This is a genomic window from Neisseria perflava (assembly GCF_024170405.1).
Classification (GTDB): Bacteria; Pseudomonadota; Gammaproteobacteria; order Burkholderiales; family Neisseriaceae; genus Neisseria; species Neisseria perflava_B.
On the sequence record NZ_JALJYC010000020.1, the window covers coordinates 15189 to 30224 of the forward strand.

The window sequence follows — 15036 nt, forward strand, 5'->3', positions numbered from 1 at the left end:
TCATTTCATATTCTCGCAAAACGGGTATAATAAACGCCTGTTTCAACCTTACTTTTTTCAGGAACACACATGAGCATTCAAGACCAAATCAAAGAAGTTGTCACCACCCACCACGTGGTATTGTTTATGAAAGGTACCAAACAATTCCCGCAATGCGGCTTCTCTTCCCGCGCCGTGCAGATTCTGAACGCCGTCGGCTGCGACGATTACGTGACCGTTAATGTATTGGAAAACGACGAAGTGCGCCAAGGCATTAAAGAATACAGCGACTGGCCGACCATTCCGCAACTGTATGTCAACGGCGAATTTGTCGGCGGTTCCGACATCATGATGGAAATGTATGAAGCGGGCGAGCTGAAAGAATTGCTGAACGCGTAAATCCTGCGTATTTGATATAAAATGCCGTCTGAAAATTATTTTTCAGACGGCATTTTCATTTTTATATATCTATCCTGTTAAGCCTCTTTCCCATCCATCATGCGGTAGCGCTCAATCAATTCCTGCACCGAATCATGCGTCAGGCGGTTTTGCAGTTTGACTTCGTCAATCAAGGCCTGATTGGTAAACGATGGCATATCGGGGTCATATAATACTGCACCGCGCTCCATGCCCTTGCGGTTAAGTTGGAAATACAGTGCACATACTTCTTCTGCCAATTCAGACGGCATGCCTAGTCCGCGCAAGGCCGCCTTACTGCTGCGCACCGCCGAATCAAAAGTCTTGCGCACAATTTCCTGCACGCCCACCCGATATAACTTGTAGGTTTCCACGCGATCGTAAGCACGAGCGACAATTTTAATATCGGGGTTCAATTTTTGGGCAAACTCAACGATTTGCAGCGCTTTTTCCGGATTATCAATCGCAACCACCAACATTTTAGCGCTTTCAATACCCGCATTTATCAGCAATTCCGGGCGGGAAGCGTCACCAAAATAAGTTTTAATCCCCAATACATCGCTAAACCCGCTGACAATTTCTTCATCCAAATCAATCAGGGTCAGGTGATAGCCAGAGGCGGCCAACACCTGATGCACAATCTGCCCGTAGCGCCCCATCCCAACCAAAATCACCGGATATTGTTCCGCGATTTCATCGTCCGGGCGTTCCGCATCCGGCGGCAACATCATTTGCACCAGCTTCAACACCAGCGGATTCAGCGCCATCGACAACACCACCACTGCCGTCATCTGCGCATTAAACTCATTGCTGATTACACCTTGAGCCGCCGCCGCGCCATACAATACAAAAGCAAACTCACCGCCCAAAGCCATCATACCCGCGCGTTCCAACGCATCACGGTGATTGGCTTTTACGCAACGAGCCACCGCATAAATGCAGATAAAGGCCACATCCACCAACACCACCACGCCGATTAAAATCGTCTGCCAGTTTTGCCACACCACCTGCAAATCCAGCGACATGCCGACGGCCAAGAAAAACAATCCCAACAGCAAACCGCGAAACGGCTCAACATCCGCCTCAAGCTGATGGCGGAAACTAGATTCCGACAGCAACACACCAGCCACAAATGCGCCCATCGCCATCGACAAGCCACCCGCTTCCATCAGCAAGCCCGAACCCAACACCACCAACAGCGCTGCCGCCGTCATCACTTCGCGCGCCTTAAACCGCGACAACAAGCGGAACAGCGGATTGAGCAAGTAGCGTCCGGCTATCACAATTAGCGCCAAACATCCCAACGGCATAGCAATGCTCTGCCACAAAGGTTGGCCTGAATCGGTATGTTGCGGCGCCAACATGGGAATCACCGCCAAAAGCGGTACAATCATCAAATCTTCAAACAGCAACACCGACAACATATTTTGACCGTTGGGCGAGGCGGTCAGATTGCGTTCATCCAATACCGACATCACAATCGCCGTCGAAGTCATCACAAAACCCGCCGCACCGACAAACGCCACCTGCCACGGGTAGCCTGCCGCCATTATTACCGCCGTCAATGCCGCCAGCAACACACCGACCTGCAAGGCGCCGACACCAAAAATCTGTTTGCGCAAATGCCACAAATGCGCCGGTTTCATTTCCAAGCCAATAACAAACAGGAAAATCACCACCCCTAGCTCAGCGGTGTGCAAAATGGCCTGCGAATCTTGAAATAGGCCGACCCCAAAAGGGCCGATGACCACACCGGCCACCAGATACCCCAAAATCGACCCTAGACCCAAACGCTTAAAAAGCGGCACCGCCACCACCGCCGCGCCCAATAATGCCACTACCTGTATTAAGCCATTTCCTGCTTCTGCCGCCATACCTACACTATCAAAAAATGATTGAAAGAGAAAGGCGCATTTTAGCATTACTCGCAACAGGCCGTCTGAAAAACCCGTCGCCGCGCATATCGCATATCAAGCAAGCATTTGGCTTACGCCGCCCGGGTAAAATCCCCGCCCTGCCGTTTTCCCCTTATGCAAAACGCCGTATAATTGCGCCTGTCCGCTTAGCCTGTATTGATTGAGAACAACATGAACATTACCGTTATCGACCACCCTTTGGTGCGCCACAAGCTGACCTTAATGCGCGAAGCCGATTGCAGCACCTATAAATTCCGTACCCTCACCACCGAGCTCGCCCGCCTGATGGCTTACGAAGCCAGCCGCGATTTCGAAGTGGAAAAATACATCATCGACGGCTGGTGCGGCCGGATTGAAGGCGACCGTATTAAGGGCAAAACCCTGACCGTCGTACCGATTCTGCGTGCCGGTTTGGGCATGCTCGACGGCGTATTAGATTTGATTCCTACCGCCAAAATCAGCATGGTCGGCCTGCAACGTGACGAAGAAACGCTCCAGCCGGTCTCCTATTTTGAAAAATTTGTGGACTGCATGGAATCGCGCCCCGCGCTGATTATCGACCCCATGCTGGCTACCGGCGGCTCGATGATTGCCACCATCGACCTGTTGAAAGCCAAAGGCTGTAAAAAAATCAAAGCTTTGGTATTGGTGGCCGCGCCGGAAGGCGTTAAAGCCGTTAATGCCGCGCACCCCGACGTTACCATTTACACCGCCGCTCTCGACAGCCATCTGAATGAAAACGGCTACATCATTCCGGGTTTGGGCGATGCCGGTGATAAGATTTTCGGTACGCGTTAATTGCATTTTAAATGGTTCGGTGACATACCGATAAACCTTAAAGGAGACAGCCGTTCAGACGGCCTCCTACGGTTTATGCACTTATCACCGTTTGCTGCTGATTGCGCCCTATTGGTCGCTTTCCTTTATATTCCAAAATATTGAAAGAACCCTTATGAGTTTCCAAGACAATCTCGCCGCCATGCCTGCCATCGACCACCTGCAAGGTCTGGACGTCTGCAATGTGCAAGGCGAAACCCTGCACCACATTCCCGCCGCGCCGGGCAAGCTCGGTTCGCTCAAACTCTACACTGCGCTGGCGCAGGAATTTGACGGCCGTCTGAACGCCGCCGCAGCCGAGCGTGGCTTGGCTTTGTTTGCCGAACACGTTGCCGACGCCGAGGCTAACCCGGGCAAACACCCGAACATTGATTTGCTGTTTCAAGTTAAAACGCAAAACCTGAATCTGCTGCTCAAACCGCTGCAAGCCTGATTGGATTTGATGATGCCTGCCCTTAGCGGCTTACCTTGCCGCCCCCTTCTCCTGACTTACCGCAGCCTGCTCAAACGGGCGGCTGCCCGCCAACGTAATAACTTCACCCGCTACACCCTGCCCGGAGGCAAAAGCGTATGGATACGCTGTGCGGGGAAACACAATGCTGCTTGGCGCTACCGCTTGATGGATATTCCGGTCAAACTGCTGCACGCCGACGTATTAACGCCGGTGCCAAATTTGGGCGGCAAACCGGCCATTGCCACCGAAGCGCAGCGCTTGCGTGATTTAGCCAAAGCAGGCGTATATGTACCAAAATTATTGGCCGTGCAAGATGATGCCCTGATGTTCAGCCATATGCCTGGTACCAACCTGCTTGAACAAATTACCCGCGAAGCCAAACAGCATAAATTGGATGCGTGGACGCACGGTATTTGGGCCATTGGTCAAGTACACCGCAAAGGGCAGTTCCTCAGCCAAGCTTTTGCCCGCAATATGGTCATTGATGGTGCGCGCGTTGGCTTTATTGATTTTGAAGACAATCCCGGCAGCGTACTCAATACGCCACAATGCCAAAGCCGCGATTGGCTATGTTACCTGCATTCCACCCTGCTGGTATTGCAACGGCAGAATCTGACCGGCCAAGCCCTATCCCTCTGGCAGCGCTGCTTTACGCGCCAACCGCAAGAAGTGCAACAGATGGTTGGCAACAGCGTCCGACTGGTGCATTGGATGCGCCGCTTGCATGACCGCCGCTGGGGGCGTGATGTGTTGCAACTGTCTGCTTTGGCGCAATTTTTTGATATGCTGCCGCCGCTGTGAACCTATTGGATACAGGCCGTCTGAAACATCTTTACTGATGTTTCAGACGGCCTTTTGTTATATCGTAACAAATTTTACTTTTCTTTTTAAAAAATATGTTATACCATAACAAAATCTTTCAACCTTAACGGATAATGCAGACATGAAAAAAACCGCTCTCCTCCTCACTTCCGCCTTATTCTTAGCCTCCGCCGCCCATGCCCACCGCGTTTGGGTCGATACCGGCCATACCCACGGCGGAGAAGTATTGAAAGCCGAATTGGGCTACGGCGAGTTTCCCGATTTGGAACCGATTGCCAAAGACCGCGAGGCGCTGTTCAAACCCATGCAACTGGTTACCGCCAAAGGCAAAGAAGATTTGGTGCGTCAGCGCGGCGGCGAAAATTACCAATTCCAAAGCAAAAGCGCGGTCAAAGACGGCAGCTATATCGTGACCGCCGAATACAAACCGACTTTCTGGTCGAAAAACGCCGCCGGTTGGAAGCGAGTAAGCCTGAAAGATATGCCTGACGCGACCTATTGCGAAGAATCGGCGATGTACGGTAAAAACATCGTCAACGTCGGCCACGAAAGCGCGGAAACCGCCGTGATTACCCGCCCTGTCGGACACCGCTTGGAAATTGTGCCGCTGGACAATCCGGCCAATATCCATGTCAGCGAACGCTTTAAAGTCAAAGTATTGCTCAACGGCGAGCCGTTACCGAACGCTACGCTTACCGCCACGTTTGACGGCTTTGACACCAGCGACCGCAGCAAAACCCACAAAACCGAAGCGCAAGCCTTCTCCGACACCACCGGCGATGACGGCGTAGTCGGCATTATCCCGCTGCGCCAAGGTTTCTGGAAAGCCAGCGTGGATTACAAAGCCGATTACCCCGACCCAAAAGTGTGCCAAAAGCAAGCGTCTTACAGCACGCTGACTTTCCAAATCGGCCACAGCCATCATTAAAAATCCCGTCGATGGATTGTGCCGGAATCAATATAAGCAAAGGCCGTCTGAAAACCGATAAAGTGGTTTTCAGACGGCCTTTATTTCGTCATCACGCCATAGACGGATTATTTAGAATTTTGCGCCAGCAGCCAAGCCTGCGCCTCGGCCACGGTATCAAAATATTTCGGGCGCTGGTTGGTAATCCAGCCGGCAATGCGCGCGCCGAGCGTAATCCAAATATCATCGGTGACAATAGCAACCCGACCAAAATCGTTTTCGTGCGCACTCAAAAATTTGACCTGCTCAATAGCCATGTCGATGGTGAAATCTTTAGCCAAGCTCATGTCCAGCAAGACATCCGGCAGATGGATTCTCTGTTTGGCCGCCAATAAAGCCTGCTCCAGCTCATGAAAATCTTCCAGCGTAAATTCGTTATACAGCGCCACGTTCAGGCCGTAAGACTGCTCTCTGATGGAAATCATGATTTATCCTTTTTCGCTTGTTTGATGTTTCAACACACAGGACGACACATAAGACGCTACCTTCTGTGTTGCCCTTATTCTACCGCCATCAATGGCAGGTTCCAATCATTAAAGTTTGATGAAGAATTGCTTAACCCGCGCGGGCGTTATGCCGCTCAATACGCCGCTGGCTACAATAATAACCATGCCCAATACTTCCTGCCAAGTGATTTTATCGCCCAACATGATTTCGCCCGCGATGGCGGAAAACACCACCGTCAGATACGACAGCGAAGCCACGGTAAACTTGTTGCCGACCTTATACGCGCGGGTCATGCAAAGCTGGGCAACCATTGCGCTCAGGCCGATGGCGCCGAGATACGGCAGCGCCGCCCACGTCAGCGCATGCCAACCGGTCAGGCTCGCCCACACCACCGACATCACCATCCCGACCACCGACAGATAAAACACCACTTTCCAGCCCGGTTCGCCCAAAAGCGACAACTCACGCACTTTCAAATACGCCCAGCCCGACATCGCGCCGCCCGCCAAACCAAACAGCGCCGCCACTACCTGCCCGCCCTGAAACGAGGGATTGAGCAGCAGAATCACGCCGATAAAGCCGAATACCAGCACCGCCTGCGTATAAGGCGCAATCCGTTCTTTAAAAAACACAAACGAAAATACCGCTAGAAAAATCGACGAGGTATAGCTGAGCGTTACCCCCGTTGCCAGCGGCAGATGGGTCAGCGCATAAAACAGGCACAACATCGCCGCGCTGCCGATAACGCTGCGGTTGAGGTGGGTTTTCCAATGCGGCGTGGCAAACGTATCGCCGCGCATTTTCGCCGCCACACCGAGAAACACGGCGGCAAAACTCATGCGCCAAAACACCAGCTCGCCGCTACCGAAATCAAATTCCTTCGCCGCCGCTTTGATACACAAATTCATGATGGTAAAACACAGCGCGGCAACAATCATCCAGCCCGAACCGAGCGGATCTTTTGCAACAGGCGTTTGCGAAGCGGCAGAATCAGTCATGAGTAAGTATCCGGATAAAATTTGGTTAATATTATAACAAAAGGCCGTCTGAAAAGCGCAGCCAAACACAGCGGATTTTCAGACGGCCAAAGCCGGATTGATTAATGTGTAGGAGTAGATGTACCCACCGTTTCCCTTATTCAATATAAATAGGTACACATTCGGCTTACAACATTTTACCGCAAAATAATCCGTCTTATTTCAGACGGCCTTTTGCCCTAACAAGCAAATCACCGATTTCCTATCCTCGCCTTCGCCATCGCAATAATGCTCTGCCGCCAACCATTCCAATCCGGCAAAGGCTGTCTGAAGCGCAGGCAGATCGGCCAAGATAGAAACATCCCTCGTCCCTTTTGCCAACGCCGCCTGCTCGGGATGGTAAAACACGCCGACAAACAGGCCACCCGCCGCCAATGCGTTCACAATCTTCTGCGCCAAGCGGCTGCGCACGGGTTCAGCGAAATGGCAATACACCATGCTGATAACGGCATAGGTTTCAGACGGCATCGCCATTTCGGTAATATCTGCCACCTGCGCGACGAAATCCACGCCCTTTAAGGCCGCCAGTTTACGCGCTTTGGCAATGCCCACCGCCGAAGTATCCGCGCCTTCGGCCTGCAAACCGCATTGCGCCAAAAACACGCCGTTGCGCCCTTCGCCCGTTGCCAAATCCAACGCCCGCCCCTGCGTCGGCAAGCGGTTTTGTATCCTTCGGAGAAATTCATGCGGCTCGCTGCCGAGGATAAAATCTTCGCTGCTGCCGTAACGCTCGTCCCATTTATTCATATATGCTTTTTACATCATTCAAAATCAGATTGGATATTGTAACGCAAAGGCCGTCTGAATGTTCAGACGGCCTTTGCTGTACTATAATCTGCGCATACCGTTAACATCTAAAGGAGTATCCGATGTCTGCCATCCGCAAAGAAGACGTTTTGGCCGCTTTCCGCCACCGCGCCGCTACCCGCGCTTATGATTCATCCAAGAAAATCAGTGATGAAGATTTTGCCTATATTTTGGAACTTGCCCGCCTCTCTCCCAGCTCGGTAGGCTCTGAGCCGTGGCGGTTTTTGGTGGTGCAGAATATGGATTTACGCTGCAAATTGAAGCCCGTCAGCTGGGGCATGGCGACTCAAGTTGAGGATTGCAGCCATCTGGTGGTATTACTGGCGAAAAAAAACGCCACTTGGGATTCGGCCTTTTTACGAGCCGGTTTGGAAAAACGCAATCTGACCGACGAGCAAATGGCCAAAACCCTGGCCGTGTACAAAAAATTCCAAGAATACGACATCGCCATCGACAGCCCCCGCGCCCTGTTTGACTGGGCGGGCAAGCAAACCTATATCGCGCTGGCCAACATGCTCAGCGGCGCGGCCTTAATCGGTATTGACTCCTGCCCGATTGAAGGCTTCGAATACGCCGAAGTCAACCGCATTTTGGCGGAAGCAGGCGCGTTTGACCCAGAAGAATGGGGCGTTTCGGTGATGGCGACATTCGGCTACCGTGCCAAAGAAATCAAACCAAAATCACGCAAACCGTTAGACGAAATCGTACAATGGATTGAATAAAAATACAGCAAGGCCGTCTGAAAACGAAATTTATTTTTTCAGATGGCCTTACTGCTTCCCGCTGCCTGCCAAATCTCCTGTGCCTCCCAAATCTGCGTTCCCCTTACCGTTTTTGCCGCTGCCACCATCACTTTTGCCAATACATCCGTCGGTAACGGCCGCATGTTTTTCAGCAAGCCCAGCTTGTTCAAGCCGTTTAATATTTTTACCCCGAGCACTTCGCCGAAACGGTCGCTGCCCTGCCGCACCAGAAGGGGCGGGCGCAAAATCAGCAGGTTGGCAAAATTCAAAGCGGCCACCGCCTGTTCCAAGCAGCCTTTCATTCGCGGATAAAACGCCTTGGCCGTCGAGCTGGCATAGCCGGACGACACCAGCACCAGCGTATCCACACCGTTGGCTTTGGCCATTTGCGCAAACGCCAGTTGCATATCATAATCCACCGCCCATTGCGCAGCTTGGCTACCCGCTGCTTTCAGGGTCGTGCCCAAACAGGAAAACAACACATCGCCGCGCACCTTATCGGCAAAACTGTTGGGGCGGCTAAAATCCACCACGTGCACATGCAGTTTATCGTGAACCGCCGTCACCGGCTTGCGCACGAAAATATCCACCCGTTCATAATCGTCATCCGCCAGCAAACGCGCCAAAACTTCCCTGCCCGTTGCGCCGGTTGCGCCAATCAGCAATGCTTTCATTTAGTCCTCCAAGTCGGATAAAAGGCCGTCTGAAAAATTCAATTTTTCAGACGGCCTGAGCCGTTTATACCAAAATCATATCAAACCGAATCAATCAATCGGTGGAATATACGTTCCCGCCGCAATCGAATCTTTAATCCGCGCCGCTTCCGCCAGCACCAAGTCCAGCAGGTTTTGCACGTTTTCAAACGTCGCCACCGGGCTGAGCAGGGTCATTTTCAGCGACTGCGTAGTGCCGACTTTGGTCACGCCGATATTGGCTTCGCCGCGTGCAAACAGCTCGTCGGCCACGTTTTGGTTCAGGCTGTCGATAAACTCGGCCGGATAGCCCTGCGGCTTAACGCGGAACAACACCGATGCAAACTGCGGCTCGACCAGCAATTCCAAACCTTCGGTTTGCTTGATGTATTGCGCCACTTGGCGCGACAGCTTGATACCGTGGTCTATCATGGAGCCGTACCACTGCTCGCCCAGCGCTTCAATGGTCAGCCACAGTTTCAGCGCGTCAAAGCGGCGCGTGGTTTGCAGCGATTTAGACACCAAATTGGGCACGCCGTGTTCTTCGTCGTAGGCCGAATTGAGGTATTCCGCCTCAAAATGCATAAAGCGGTAGTTCGCCTCGTCTTTGAGCAAAAACGCGCCGCAGGAAATGCTTTGGAAGAAATGCTTGTGGAAATCCAGCGTGACCGAGTCGGTCAGCTCAATACCGTCCAGCATATCGCGGAACTCATTGGACAGCAGCAATGCCCCTCCCCAAGCGGCGTCGAGGTGCAGCCACGCGCCGCAACGGTCGGCGGCGGCGCAGATTTCACGCAGCGGGTCAATCGCGCCCGCGTCGGTAGTACCGGCGGTGGCAACGATACAGGCGATGATTTTGCCCTGCGACTGCAAATCGTCAATGGTTGCATTTAGCGCGGCCACGTCCATCTGCATATTGGCGTTGCACGGCACGGTAATCACGGATTGAAAACCCATGCCCATCATGGCCATGTTTTTCTGCACCGAGAAATGCGCATTTTCCGAACACAACACTTTCACTTTTTGCAAGGCTTCGGCTGGTAGGCCGTCGCGCTGTACCGACCATGCTTGGCCGTCTGAATTTTGCCAGTGTTTGGCAACACAGGCATCACGCGCCAGTAATACGCCCATTAAATTGGACTGCGTGCCGCCGGAAGTAAACACGCCCGCGCTGCCTTTGCCGTAGCCGGTTTTCTGACGCAGCCAGTCTATCATCTGCACTTCCATCAGCGAACCGGCCGGGCTTTGATCCCAAGAATCCATAGACTGATTGGTGGCGTTAATCAAGACTTCGGCCACTTGGCTGGCGACCATCGTTGGGCAATGCAGGTGCGCCAGCGAATGCGGATGGTGCACTTTCAGGCTTTTGTTGAGAAACAAATCCACCGCACGCTGCAAGGCCGTCTGAAGACCCATACCGTTTTCAGACGGCATAAAGGCGATTTGCGAACGTAATTCCTTAATGCTGCCGCCGGTGTACATTTTGCCTTGCTGCAACCAGTCAGAAACGGCGTTGACTGCCTCATTCATGGTGCTTTGATAATCGGCCACCGATTGCGGGTCGTTACAGAACAAGGCTTGTTTGTGTCGGGTAAAATCCACCATATCAGCCCCTTACGGTTTTCAGCGCGTCGGCGACAGATTGACGGAAGCGGCGGATAAATTCTTCGCACTCTTCCTGCGTAATAATCAGCGGCGCCAGCAGACGCACCACAGTACCGTTGCGGCCGCCGCGTTCCAGCAGTAATTTGTTGGCAAAGCAGGCTTTTTGGATTTCCGCCGACAATACCGGATCGGCAGGCAGCGAACCCATATGGTCGGCGCTCAGGCGCTCGTCCACAATCTCAATACCAATCATCAGGCCGCGGCCGCGCACGTTGCCGATACACGGAAATTCCTGCGCCATTTTTTTCAGCTCGGCTTGGATAAAATCGCCGCGCTCACGGGCATTGTCGGCCAGTTTTTCTTCACGCATAACGCGCAAAGAAGCGTGGCCGGTCGCCATCGCCAGCTGGTTGCCCCGGAACGTGCCGGTATGGCCGGCGGGTTGCCAAGCGTCGAATTCTTTTTTAATCGCCAACACCGCCAAAGGCAGGCTGCCGCCGACCGCTTTGGACATCACCACAATATCCGGCTCGATACCGGCATGTTGGAAGGCAAACATCTTACCCGAACGGCAGAAACCGGCCTGTACTTCGTCCACAATCAAAACAATGCCGTGTTTGGCGGTGACTTCGCGGATTTTTTGCAGCCATTTGGTCGGGCCGACCACTACTCCGCCCTCGCCCTGAATCGCTTCCAAAATCACGGCAGCCGGTTTGACCACGCCGCTTTCCACGTCTTCGATAAAGTTTTCAAAATAATACGTCAGCGCGTTGACACCCGCTTCGCCGCCGATTCCCAAGGGGCAGCGGTATTCGTGCGGATACGGCAGAAACTGCACGCCCGGCATTAAGTTTTGCACATTGTTTTTCGCACCCAGATTGCCGGTCAACGCCAGCGAACCTTGGGTCATGCCGTGGTAGCCGCCGGAGAAGCTGATGACGTTGCCGCGTCCGGTAAAGGTTTTCGCCAGTTTGACCGCCGCTTCGGTGGCGTCGGCACCGGTCGGGCCGCAGAACTGCAGGCGGTAGTTTTCTTTACCGCCGGGGAAGTGCTCCAGCAACGCTTCGGAGAACGCGTCTTTCAGCGGCGTGGTGATGTCCAGCGTATGCAGTGCCAAGCCACTGGCCAAAGTGTCTTGAATCGCTTTAATGGTTGCAGGGTGGTTGTGACCCAAAGCCAAAGTACCCGCGCCTGCCAAGCAGTCGAGGTATTCGTTGCCTTCCACGTCGGTAATCCAGCAGCCTTGCGCTTTGGCAATGGCCAAAGGCAGTTTGCGCGGATAGCTGCGGACATTGGATTCCATCTCTTCCTGACGGGTCAGGTAGTGTTGGTTGCTGGCTTGGGAAATAGGATGTACAGGAGTAACGCTCATTATCAGATTACCATCTCGGATAAGGGTTAGCGAGCCGTGTGAATGATGTATGAAAAAATCCGGCTCTGAAGAACAGGCTCAGGCGCAGAATGCCAAAGCCCCCACAATGGGTGTTAACCGCCCGCAGGCAGCACACCCCATGCAGTACGCGTCTTGTGAAGACGTCTCAAAGAAAAGAACGCCCGGAATCTTTTGATAAAGACCCGTAGCGTACTGGCAAGTGCTGCGCATGATACGCTTTTTTCTAAAAAATGAAAGCACTTTTAGACGTTTTTACCCTAATTATTTCATTACACGGGTAGAAAAGATTTTACCGGCGGGATAAATCCGCTTTTCAATAGGAATCAAACAGTAAATGCGTGCGGCAACAAAGATAAACCTAGGCCGTCTGAAAAACAAAAAATCAGATTATTTATTTATAAACAAAATAACGTGGTTTTCGTTTTCAGACGGCCTTTTCAAACCTCGACATCGCTTGCTATAATCAATGATACGAATCATTCTTATTTTGTTTAATTCAAAGGAGCAGCCATGAATACCCGTACCGAACACGACACCATGGGCGAAGTGCAAGTCCCGGCAGAAGCCTACTGGGGCGCGCAAACCCAACGCAGTTTCCAAAATTTCAAAATCGGCGGCGAAACCCTGCCTCAACCGCTGATTCACGCCATGGCCTTGGTCAAAAAAGCCGCCGCACTTACCAACGCCGGATTGGGTCGTATCAAACAAGAACAAGCCGATTTGATTGTACAGGCCGCAGATGATGTCTTGGCAGGCCGTCTGAACGACCAATTCCCGCTGGTGGTGTGGCAGACCGGCTCGGGTACTCAATCGAATATGAACATGAACGAGGTCATCGCCAACCGCGCCAACGAAATCGCCGGTACAGGGCTGGCGGCCTATCAGCCGGTTCACCCCAACGACCATGTCAACCACGCCCAATCCACCAATGATTCTTTCCCAACCGCCATCCATGTGGCTGCCGCGATTGAGATTAACCGCCTGCTGATTCCGGCGGTCAAATCCCTGCGCGACACGTTAAACGCCAAAGCCGAAGCCTTTGCGCCCATCGTCAAAATCGGCCGTACCCATCTGCAAGACGCCACCCCGCTGACGCTGGGGCAAGAATTTTCCGGCTACGTTTCCCAACTCGACCACGGCTTAGGCCGTCTGAACGACGCGCTCAAAGGCTTATACGAATTACCTCTGGGCGGCACTGCCGTTGGTACCGGCCTCAACAGTCATCCCGACTACGCCGTCCAATCCGCCGCGCAACTGGCCGAACTCTCCGGCCTGCCCTTTGTGACCGCACCCAACAAATTTGAAGCGCTGGCCGGACGCGATGCCGCTGTTTACGCTTCCGGTGCGCTGAAAACGCTGGCCGCCAGCCTCAACAAAATCGCCAACGACATCCGCTGGCTCGCCTCTGGCCCGCGCTGCGGTTTGGGTGAAATCAAAATCCCCGAAAACGAGCCGGGTTCGTCCATTATGCCGGGCAAGGTCAACCCGACCCAATGCGAGGCACTGACGATGGTATGCTGCCAAGTGTTCGGCAACGATGTTACCATCGGCATAGCCGGCGCTTCGGGTAATTTCGAATTAAACGTGTATATGCCGGTCATCGCCTACAACCTGCTGCAATCCGTTCGCTTGCTGGGCGATGCCTGCAACAGTTTCAACGAACACTGCGCCGCCGGTATCGAACCCGTACCGGAAAAAATCGACTATTTCCTGCACCATTCGCTGATGCTGGTAACCGCGCTCAACCGCAAAATCGGCTACGAAAACGCCGCCAAAGTCGCCAAAACCGCCTACAAAACCGACAAATCCCTGCGCGAAACCGCCATTGATTTAGGCTTGTTAACCGGCGAAGAATTTGACGAGCTGGTGGTTCCGGCTAATATGGTCGCTCCCCGTTGATGTAATACAGATATACAAAATGCCGTCTGAAATTTTCAGACGGCATTTTGTATAGTCGTTTCATTAGCCTAAGACAAGGCAGCAAGCCTAAAACAGTATAGATAATATGAGCCGGATGAAATTACTGTTTCAGTCGTTTAGTCCATTTTCCTCCTCGAATAAGGAGCAGCAACGCTGTACCAAACTATGTGAAACAACTATATCTATACGACCATACTAAATAAACAAAAAGCAGCTTGAAAACAAGCTGCTTCATAATAATATCTTAAATAACTAAATTTTTAAAATGAATCGTGGTGCCCGGAGCCGGAATCGAACCGGCACGGGGTGTTTAGCCCCGACGGATTTTAAGTCCGTTGTGTCTACCTATTTCACCATCCGGGCTATGACTCAGCATTTACCGAACCATCAAACTTGGAGGCGGGGGCGCGGATTTGAACCGGCCTGCATAAAGGTTGCACCCCTTACGGCATAAACACTCTGCCACCCCGCCAAGGGAGAAGTGGAGGCGAGAGTCGGAATCGAACCGGCGTAGACGGATTTGCAATCCGCTGCATAACCACTTTGCTATCTCGCCAAACTGTGAAAGCTGTTTGGTGTCAAACAGCTTTTCTATTTGGAGCGGGAAACGAGTCTCGAACTCGCGACCTCAACCTTGGCAAGGTTGCGCTCTACCAACTGAGCTATTCCCGCATCATCATATGTATCTTGCGCTTTATGGAGCGGGAAACGAGTCTCGAACTCGCGACCTCAACCTTGGCAAGGTTGCGCTCTACCAACTGAGCTATTCCCGCTTTGAGATACATCTGAAATAAAACTGTGGAGCGGGAAACGAGTCTCGAACTCGCGACCTCAACCTTGGCAAGGTTGCGCTCTACCAACTGAGCTATTCCCGCGAATGATTAAATTTGAGTGGAGCGGGAAACGAGTCTCGAACTCGCGACCTCAACCTTGGCAAGGTTGCGCTCTACCAACTGAGCTATTCCCGCCCAAATTTAATCTCATTTGCTACATGCCGTAG

14 protein-coding genes and 7 tRNA genes are annotated in these 15036 nt (G+C 52.6%); 7 read left to right on the forward strand and 14 right to left on the reverse strand.

What is annotated here, in order from left to right; translation table 11 throughout:
* Positions 1–69: 69 nt before the first annotated feature.
* On the forward strand, positions 70–378 hold the full coding sequence (gene grxD / locus J2T37_RS08180; protein WP_253355117.1) for a Grx4 family monothiol glutaredoxin: 309 nt from the start codon (positions 70–72) through the stop codon (positions 376–378).
* A 77-nt stretch (positions 379–455) separates the two neighbouring features.
* Here the strand turns inward: grxD and J2T37_RS08185 are convergent, their stop codons facing one another.
* Positions 456–2270, reverse strand: a complete 1815-nt coding sequence (locus J2T37_RS08185) for a monovalent cation:proton antiporter-2 (CPA2) family protein (protein WP_253355118.1) — start codon at positions 2268–2270, stop codon at positions 456–458.
* 213 nt (positions 2271–2483) lie between these two features.
* Here J2T37_RS08185 and upp point away from each other — a divergent pair, with 213 nt between their 5' ends.
* The 4 genes from upp (at position 2484) to J2T37_RS08205 (ending at position 5353) form a co-directional block, all read left to right on the forward strand.
* On the forward strand, positions 2484–3110 hold the full coding sequence (gene upp, locus J2T37_RS08190) for a uracil phosphoribosyltransferase (RefSeq protein ID WP_253355119.1): 627 nt from the start codon (positions 2484–2486) through the stop codon (positions 3108–3110).
* Positions 3111–3264: 154 nt separating this feature from the next.
* Complete coding sequence (locus tag J2T37_RS08195) at positions 3265–3582, forward strand: DUF2322 family protein (protein WP_253355120.1); 318 nt, start codon at positions 3265–3267, stop codon at positions 3580–3582.
* Positions 3583–3594: 12 nt separating this feature from the next.
* Complete coding sequence (locus J2T37_RS08200) at positions 3595–4404, forward strand: hypothetical protein (protein ID WP_253355121.1); 810 nt, start codon at positions 3595–3597, stop codon at positions 4402–4404.
* A 142-nt stretch (positions 4405–4546) separates the two neighbouring features.
* Positions 4547–5353, forward strand: a complete 807-nt coding sequence (locus J2T37_RS08205) for a DUF4198 domain-containing protein (RefSeq protein ID WP_253355122.1) — start codon at positions 4547–4549, stop codon at positions 5351–5353.
* Between the two features lie 107 nt (positions 5354–5460).
* Here J2T37_RS08205 and J2T37_RS08210 read toward each other — a convergent pair whose 3' ends face one another.
* The 3 genes from J2T37_RS08210 to J2T37_RS08220 all read right to left on the reverse strand — a co-directional run bounded on the left by J2T37_RS08210 (position 5461) and on the right by J2T37_RS08220 (position 7623).
* Positions 5461–5817, reverse strand: coding sequence for an STAS/SEC14 domain-containing protein (locus tag J2T37_RS08210; RefSeq protein ID WP_253355123.1), 357 nt, complete (start codon positions 5815–5817; stop codon positions 5461–5463).
* Between the two features lie 108 nt (positions 5818–5925).
* The gene (locus J2T37_RS08215; RefSeq protein ID WP_253355124.1) at positions 5926–6837 is read right to left on the reverse strand and encodes a DMT family transporter; all 912 of its coding nucleotides are present in this window, start codon (positions 6835–6837) and stop codon (positions 5926–5928) included.
* Positions 6838–7038: 201 nt separating this feature from the next.
* A complete protein-coding gene (locus J2T37_RS08220) occupies positions 7039–7623 on the reverse strand; it encodes a class I SAM-dependent methyltransferase (RefSeq protein ID WP_253355125.1) in 585 nt (194 codons plus the stop codon).
* Between the two features lie 122 nt (positions 7624–7745).
* On the opposite strand from J2T37_RS08220, the gene J2T37_RS08225 reads away from it, so the two are divergent.
* A complete protein-coding gene (locus J2T37_RS08225; RefSeq protein WP_253355126.1) occupies positions 7746–8405 on the forward strand; it encodes an NAD(P)H-dependent oxidoreductase in 660 nt (219 codons plus the stop codon).
* A 38-nt stretch (positions 8406–8443) separates the two neighbouring features.
* On the opposite strand, the gene J2T37_RS08230 is transcribed toward J2T37_RS08225, so the two are convergent.
* The 3 genes from J2T37_RS08230 to J2T37_RS08240 form a co-directional block, all read right to left on the reverse strand.
* On the reverse strand, positions 8444–9100 hold the full coding sequence (locus tag J2T37_RS08230; protein ID WP_253355127.1) for an NAD(P)H-binding protein: 657 nt from the start codon (positions 9098–9100) through the stop codon (positions 8444–8446).
* Positions 9101–9190: 90 nt separating this feature from the next.
* Entirely contained in the window at positions 9191–10723 is a 1533-nt protein-coding gene (locus tag J2T37_RS08235) for a pyridoxal phosphate-dependent decarboxylase family protein (protein WP_253355128.1), read from the reverse strand.
* A gap of 1 nt (position 10724) precedes the next feature.
* On the reverse strand, positions 10725–12095 hold the full coding sequence (locus J2T37_RS08240; protein WP_253355129.1) for a diaminobutyrate--2-oxoglutarate transaminase: 1371 nt from the start codon (positions 12093–12095) through the stop codon (positions 10725–10727).
* A gap of 531 nt (positions 12096–12626) precedes the next feature.
* Here J2T37_RS08240 and fumC point away from each other — a divergent pair.
* Entirely contained in the window at positions 12627–14015 is a 1389-nt protein-coding gene (gene fumC / locus J2T37_RS08245; protein WP_253355130.1) for a class II fumarate hydratase, read from the forward strand.
* A 294-nt stretch (positions 14016–14309) separates the two neighbouring features.
* Here the strand turns inward: fumC and J2T37_RS08250 are convergent.
* From J2T37_RS08250 to J2T37_RS08280, 7 genes are all read right to left on the reverse strand, one after another.
* Positions 14310–14399: transfer RNA gene (locus J2T37_RS08250), tRNA-Leu, on the reverse strand.
* A gap of 31 nt (positions 14400–14430) precedes the next feature.
* Positions 14431–14508: transfer RNA gene (locus J2T37_RS08255), tRNA-Cys, on the reverse strand.
* Positions 14509–14518: 10 nt separating this feature from the next.
* Positions 14519–14592: transfer RNA gene (locus tag J2T37_RS08260), tRNA-Cys, on the reverse strand.
* Positions 14593–14632: 40 nt separating this feature from the next.
* Positions 14633–14708: transfer RNA gene (locus tag J2T37_RS08265), tRNA-Gly, on the reverse strand.
* Between the two features lie 25 nt (positions 14709–14733).
* A tRNA-Gly gene (locus tag J2T37_RS08270) sits at positions 14734–14809 on the reverse strand.
* A gap of 26 nt (positions 14810–14835) precedes the next feature.
* A tRNA-Gly gene (locus J2T37_RS08275) sits at positions 14836–14911 on the reverse strand.
* 17 nt (positions 14912–14928) lie between these two features.
* Positions 14929–15004 (reverse strand) — tRNA-Gly (locus tag J2T37_RS08280).
* Positions 15005–15036 lie beyond the last annotated feature (32 nt).

Coding starts and splice junctions, on each gene's coding strand:
- grxD (WP_253355117.1), top strand. CDS start 70: ATGAGCATTCAAGACCAAATCAAAGAAGTTGTCACCACCCACCACGTG.
- J2T37_RS08185 (WP_253355118.1), bottom strand. CDS start 2,270: ATGGCGGCAGAAGCAGGAAATGGCTTAATACAGGTAGTGGCATTATTG.
- upp (WP_253355119.1), top strand. CDS start 2,484: ATGAACATTACCGTTATCGACCACCCTTTGGTGCGCCACAAGCTGACC.
- J2T37_RS08195 (WP_253355120.1), top strand. CDS start 3,265: ATGAGTTTCCAAGACAATCTCGCCGCCATGCCTGCCATCGACCACCTG.
- J2T37_RS08200 (WP_253355121.1), top strand. CDS start 3,595: ATGCCTGCCCTTAGCGGCTTACCTTGCCGCCCCCTTCTCCTGACTTAC.
- J2T37_RS08205 (WP_253355122.1), top strand. CDS start 4,547: ATGAAAAAAACCGCTCTCCTCCTCACTTCCGCCTTATTCTTAGCCTCC.
- J2T37_RS08210 (WP_253355123.1), bottom strand. CDS start 5,817: ATGATTTCCATCAGAGAGCAGTCTTACGGCCTGAACGTGGCGCTGTAT.
- J2T37_RS08215 (WP_253355124.1), bottom strand. CDS start 6,837: ATGACTGATTCTGCCGCTTCGCAAACGCCTGTTGCAAAAGATCCGCTC.
- J2T37_RS08220 (WP_253355125.1), bottom strand. CDS start 7,623: ATGAATAAATGGGACGAGCGTTACGGCAGCAGCGAAGATTTTATCCTC.
- J2T37_RS08225 (WP_253355126.1), top strand. CDS start 7,746: ATGTCTGCCATCCGCAAAGAAGACGTTTTGGCCGCTTTCCGCCACCGC.
- J2T37_RS08230 (WP_253355127.1), bottom strand. CDS start 9,100: ATGAAAGCATTGCTGATTGGCGCAACCGGCGCAACGGGCAGGGAAGTT.
- J2T37_RS08235 (WP_253355128.1), bottom strand. CDS start 10,723: ATGGTGGATTTTACCCGACACAAACAAGCCTTGTTCTGTAACGACCCG.
- J2T37_RS08240 (WP_253355129.1), bottom strand. CDS start 12,095: ATGAGCGTTACTCCTGTACATCCTATTTCCCAAGCCAGCAACCAACAC.
- fumC (WP_253355130.1), top strand. CDS start 12,627: ATGAATACCCGTACCGAACACGACACCATGGGCGAAGTGCAAGTCCCG.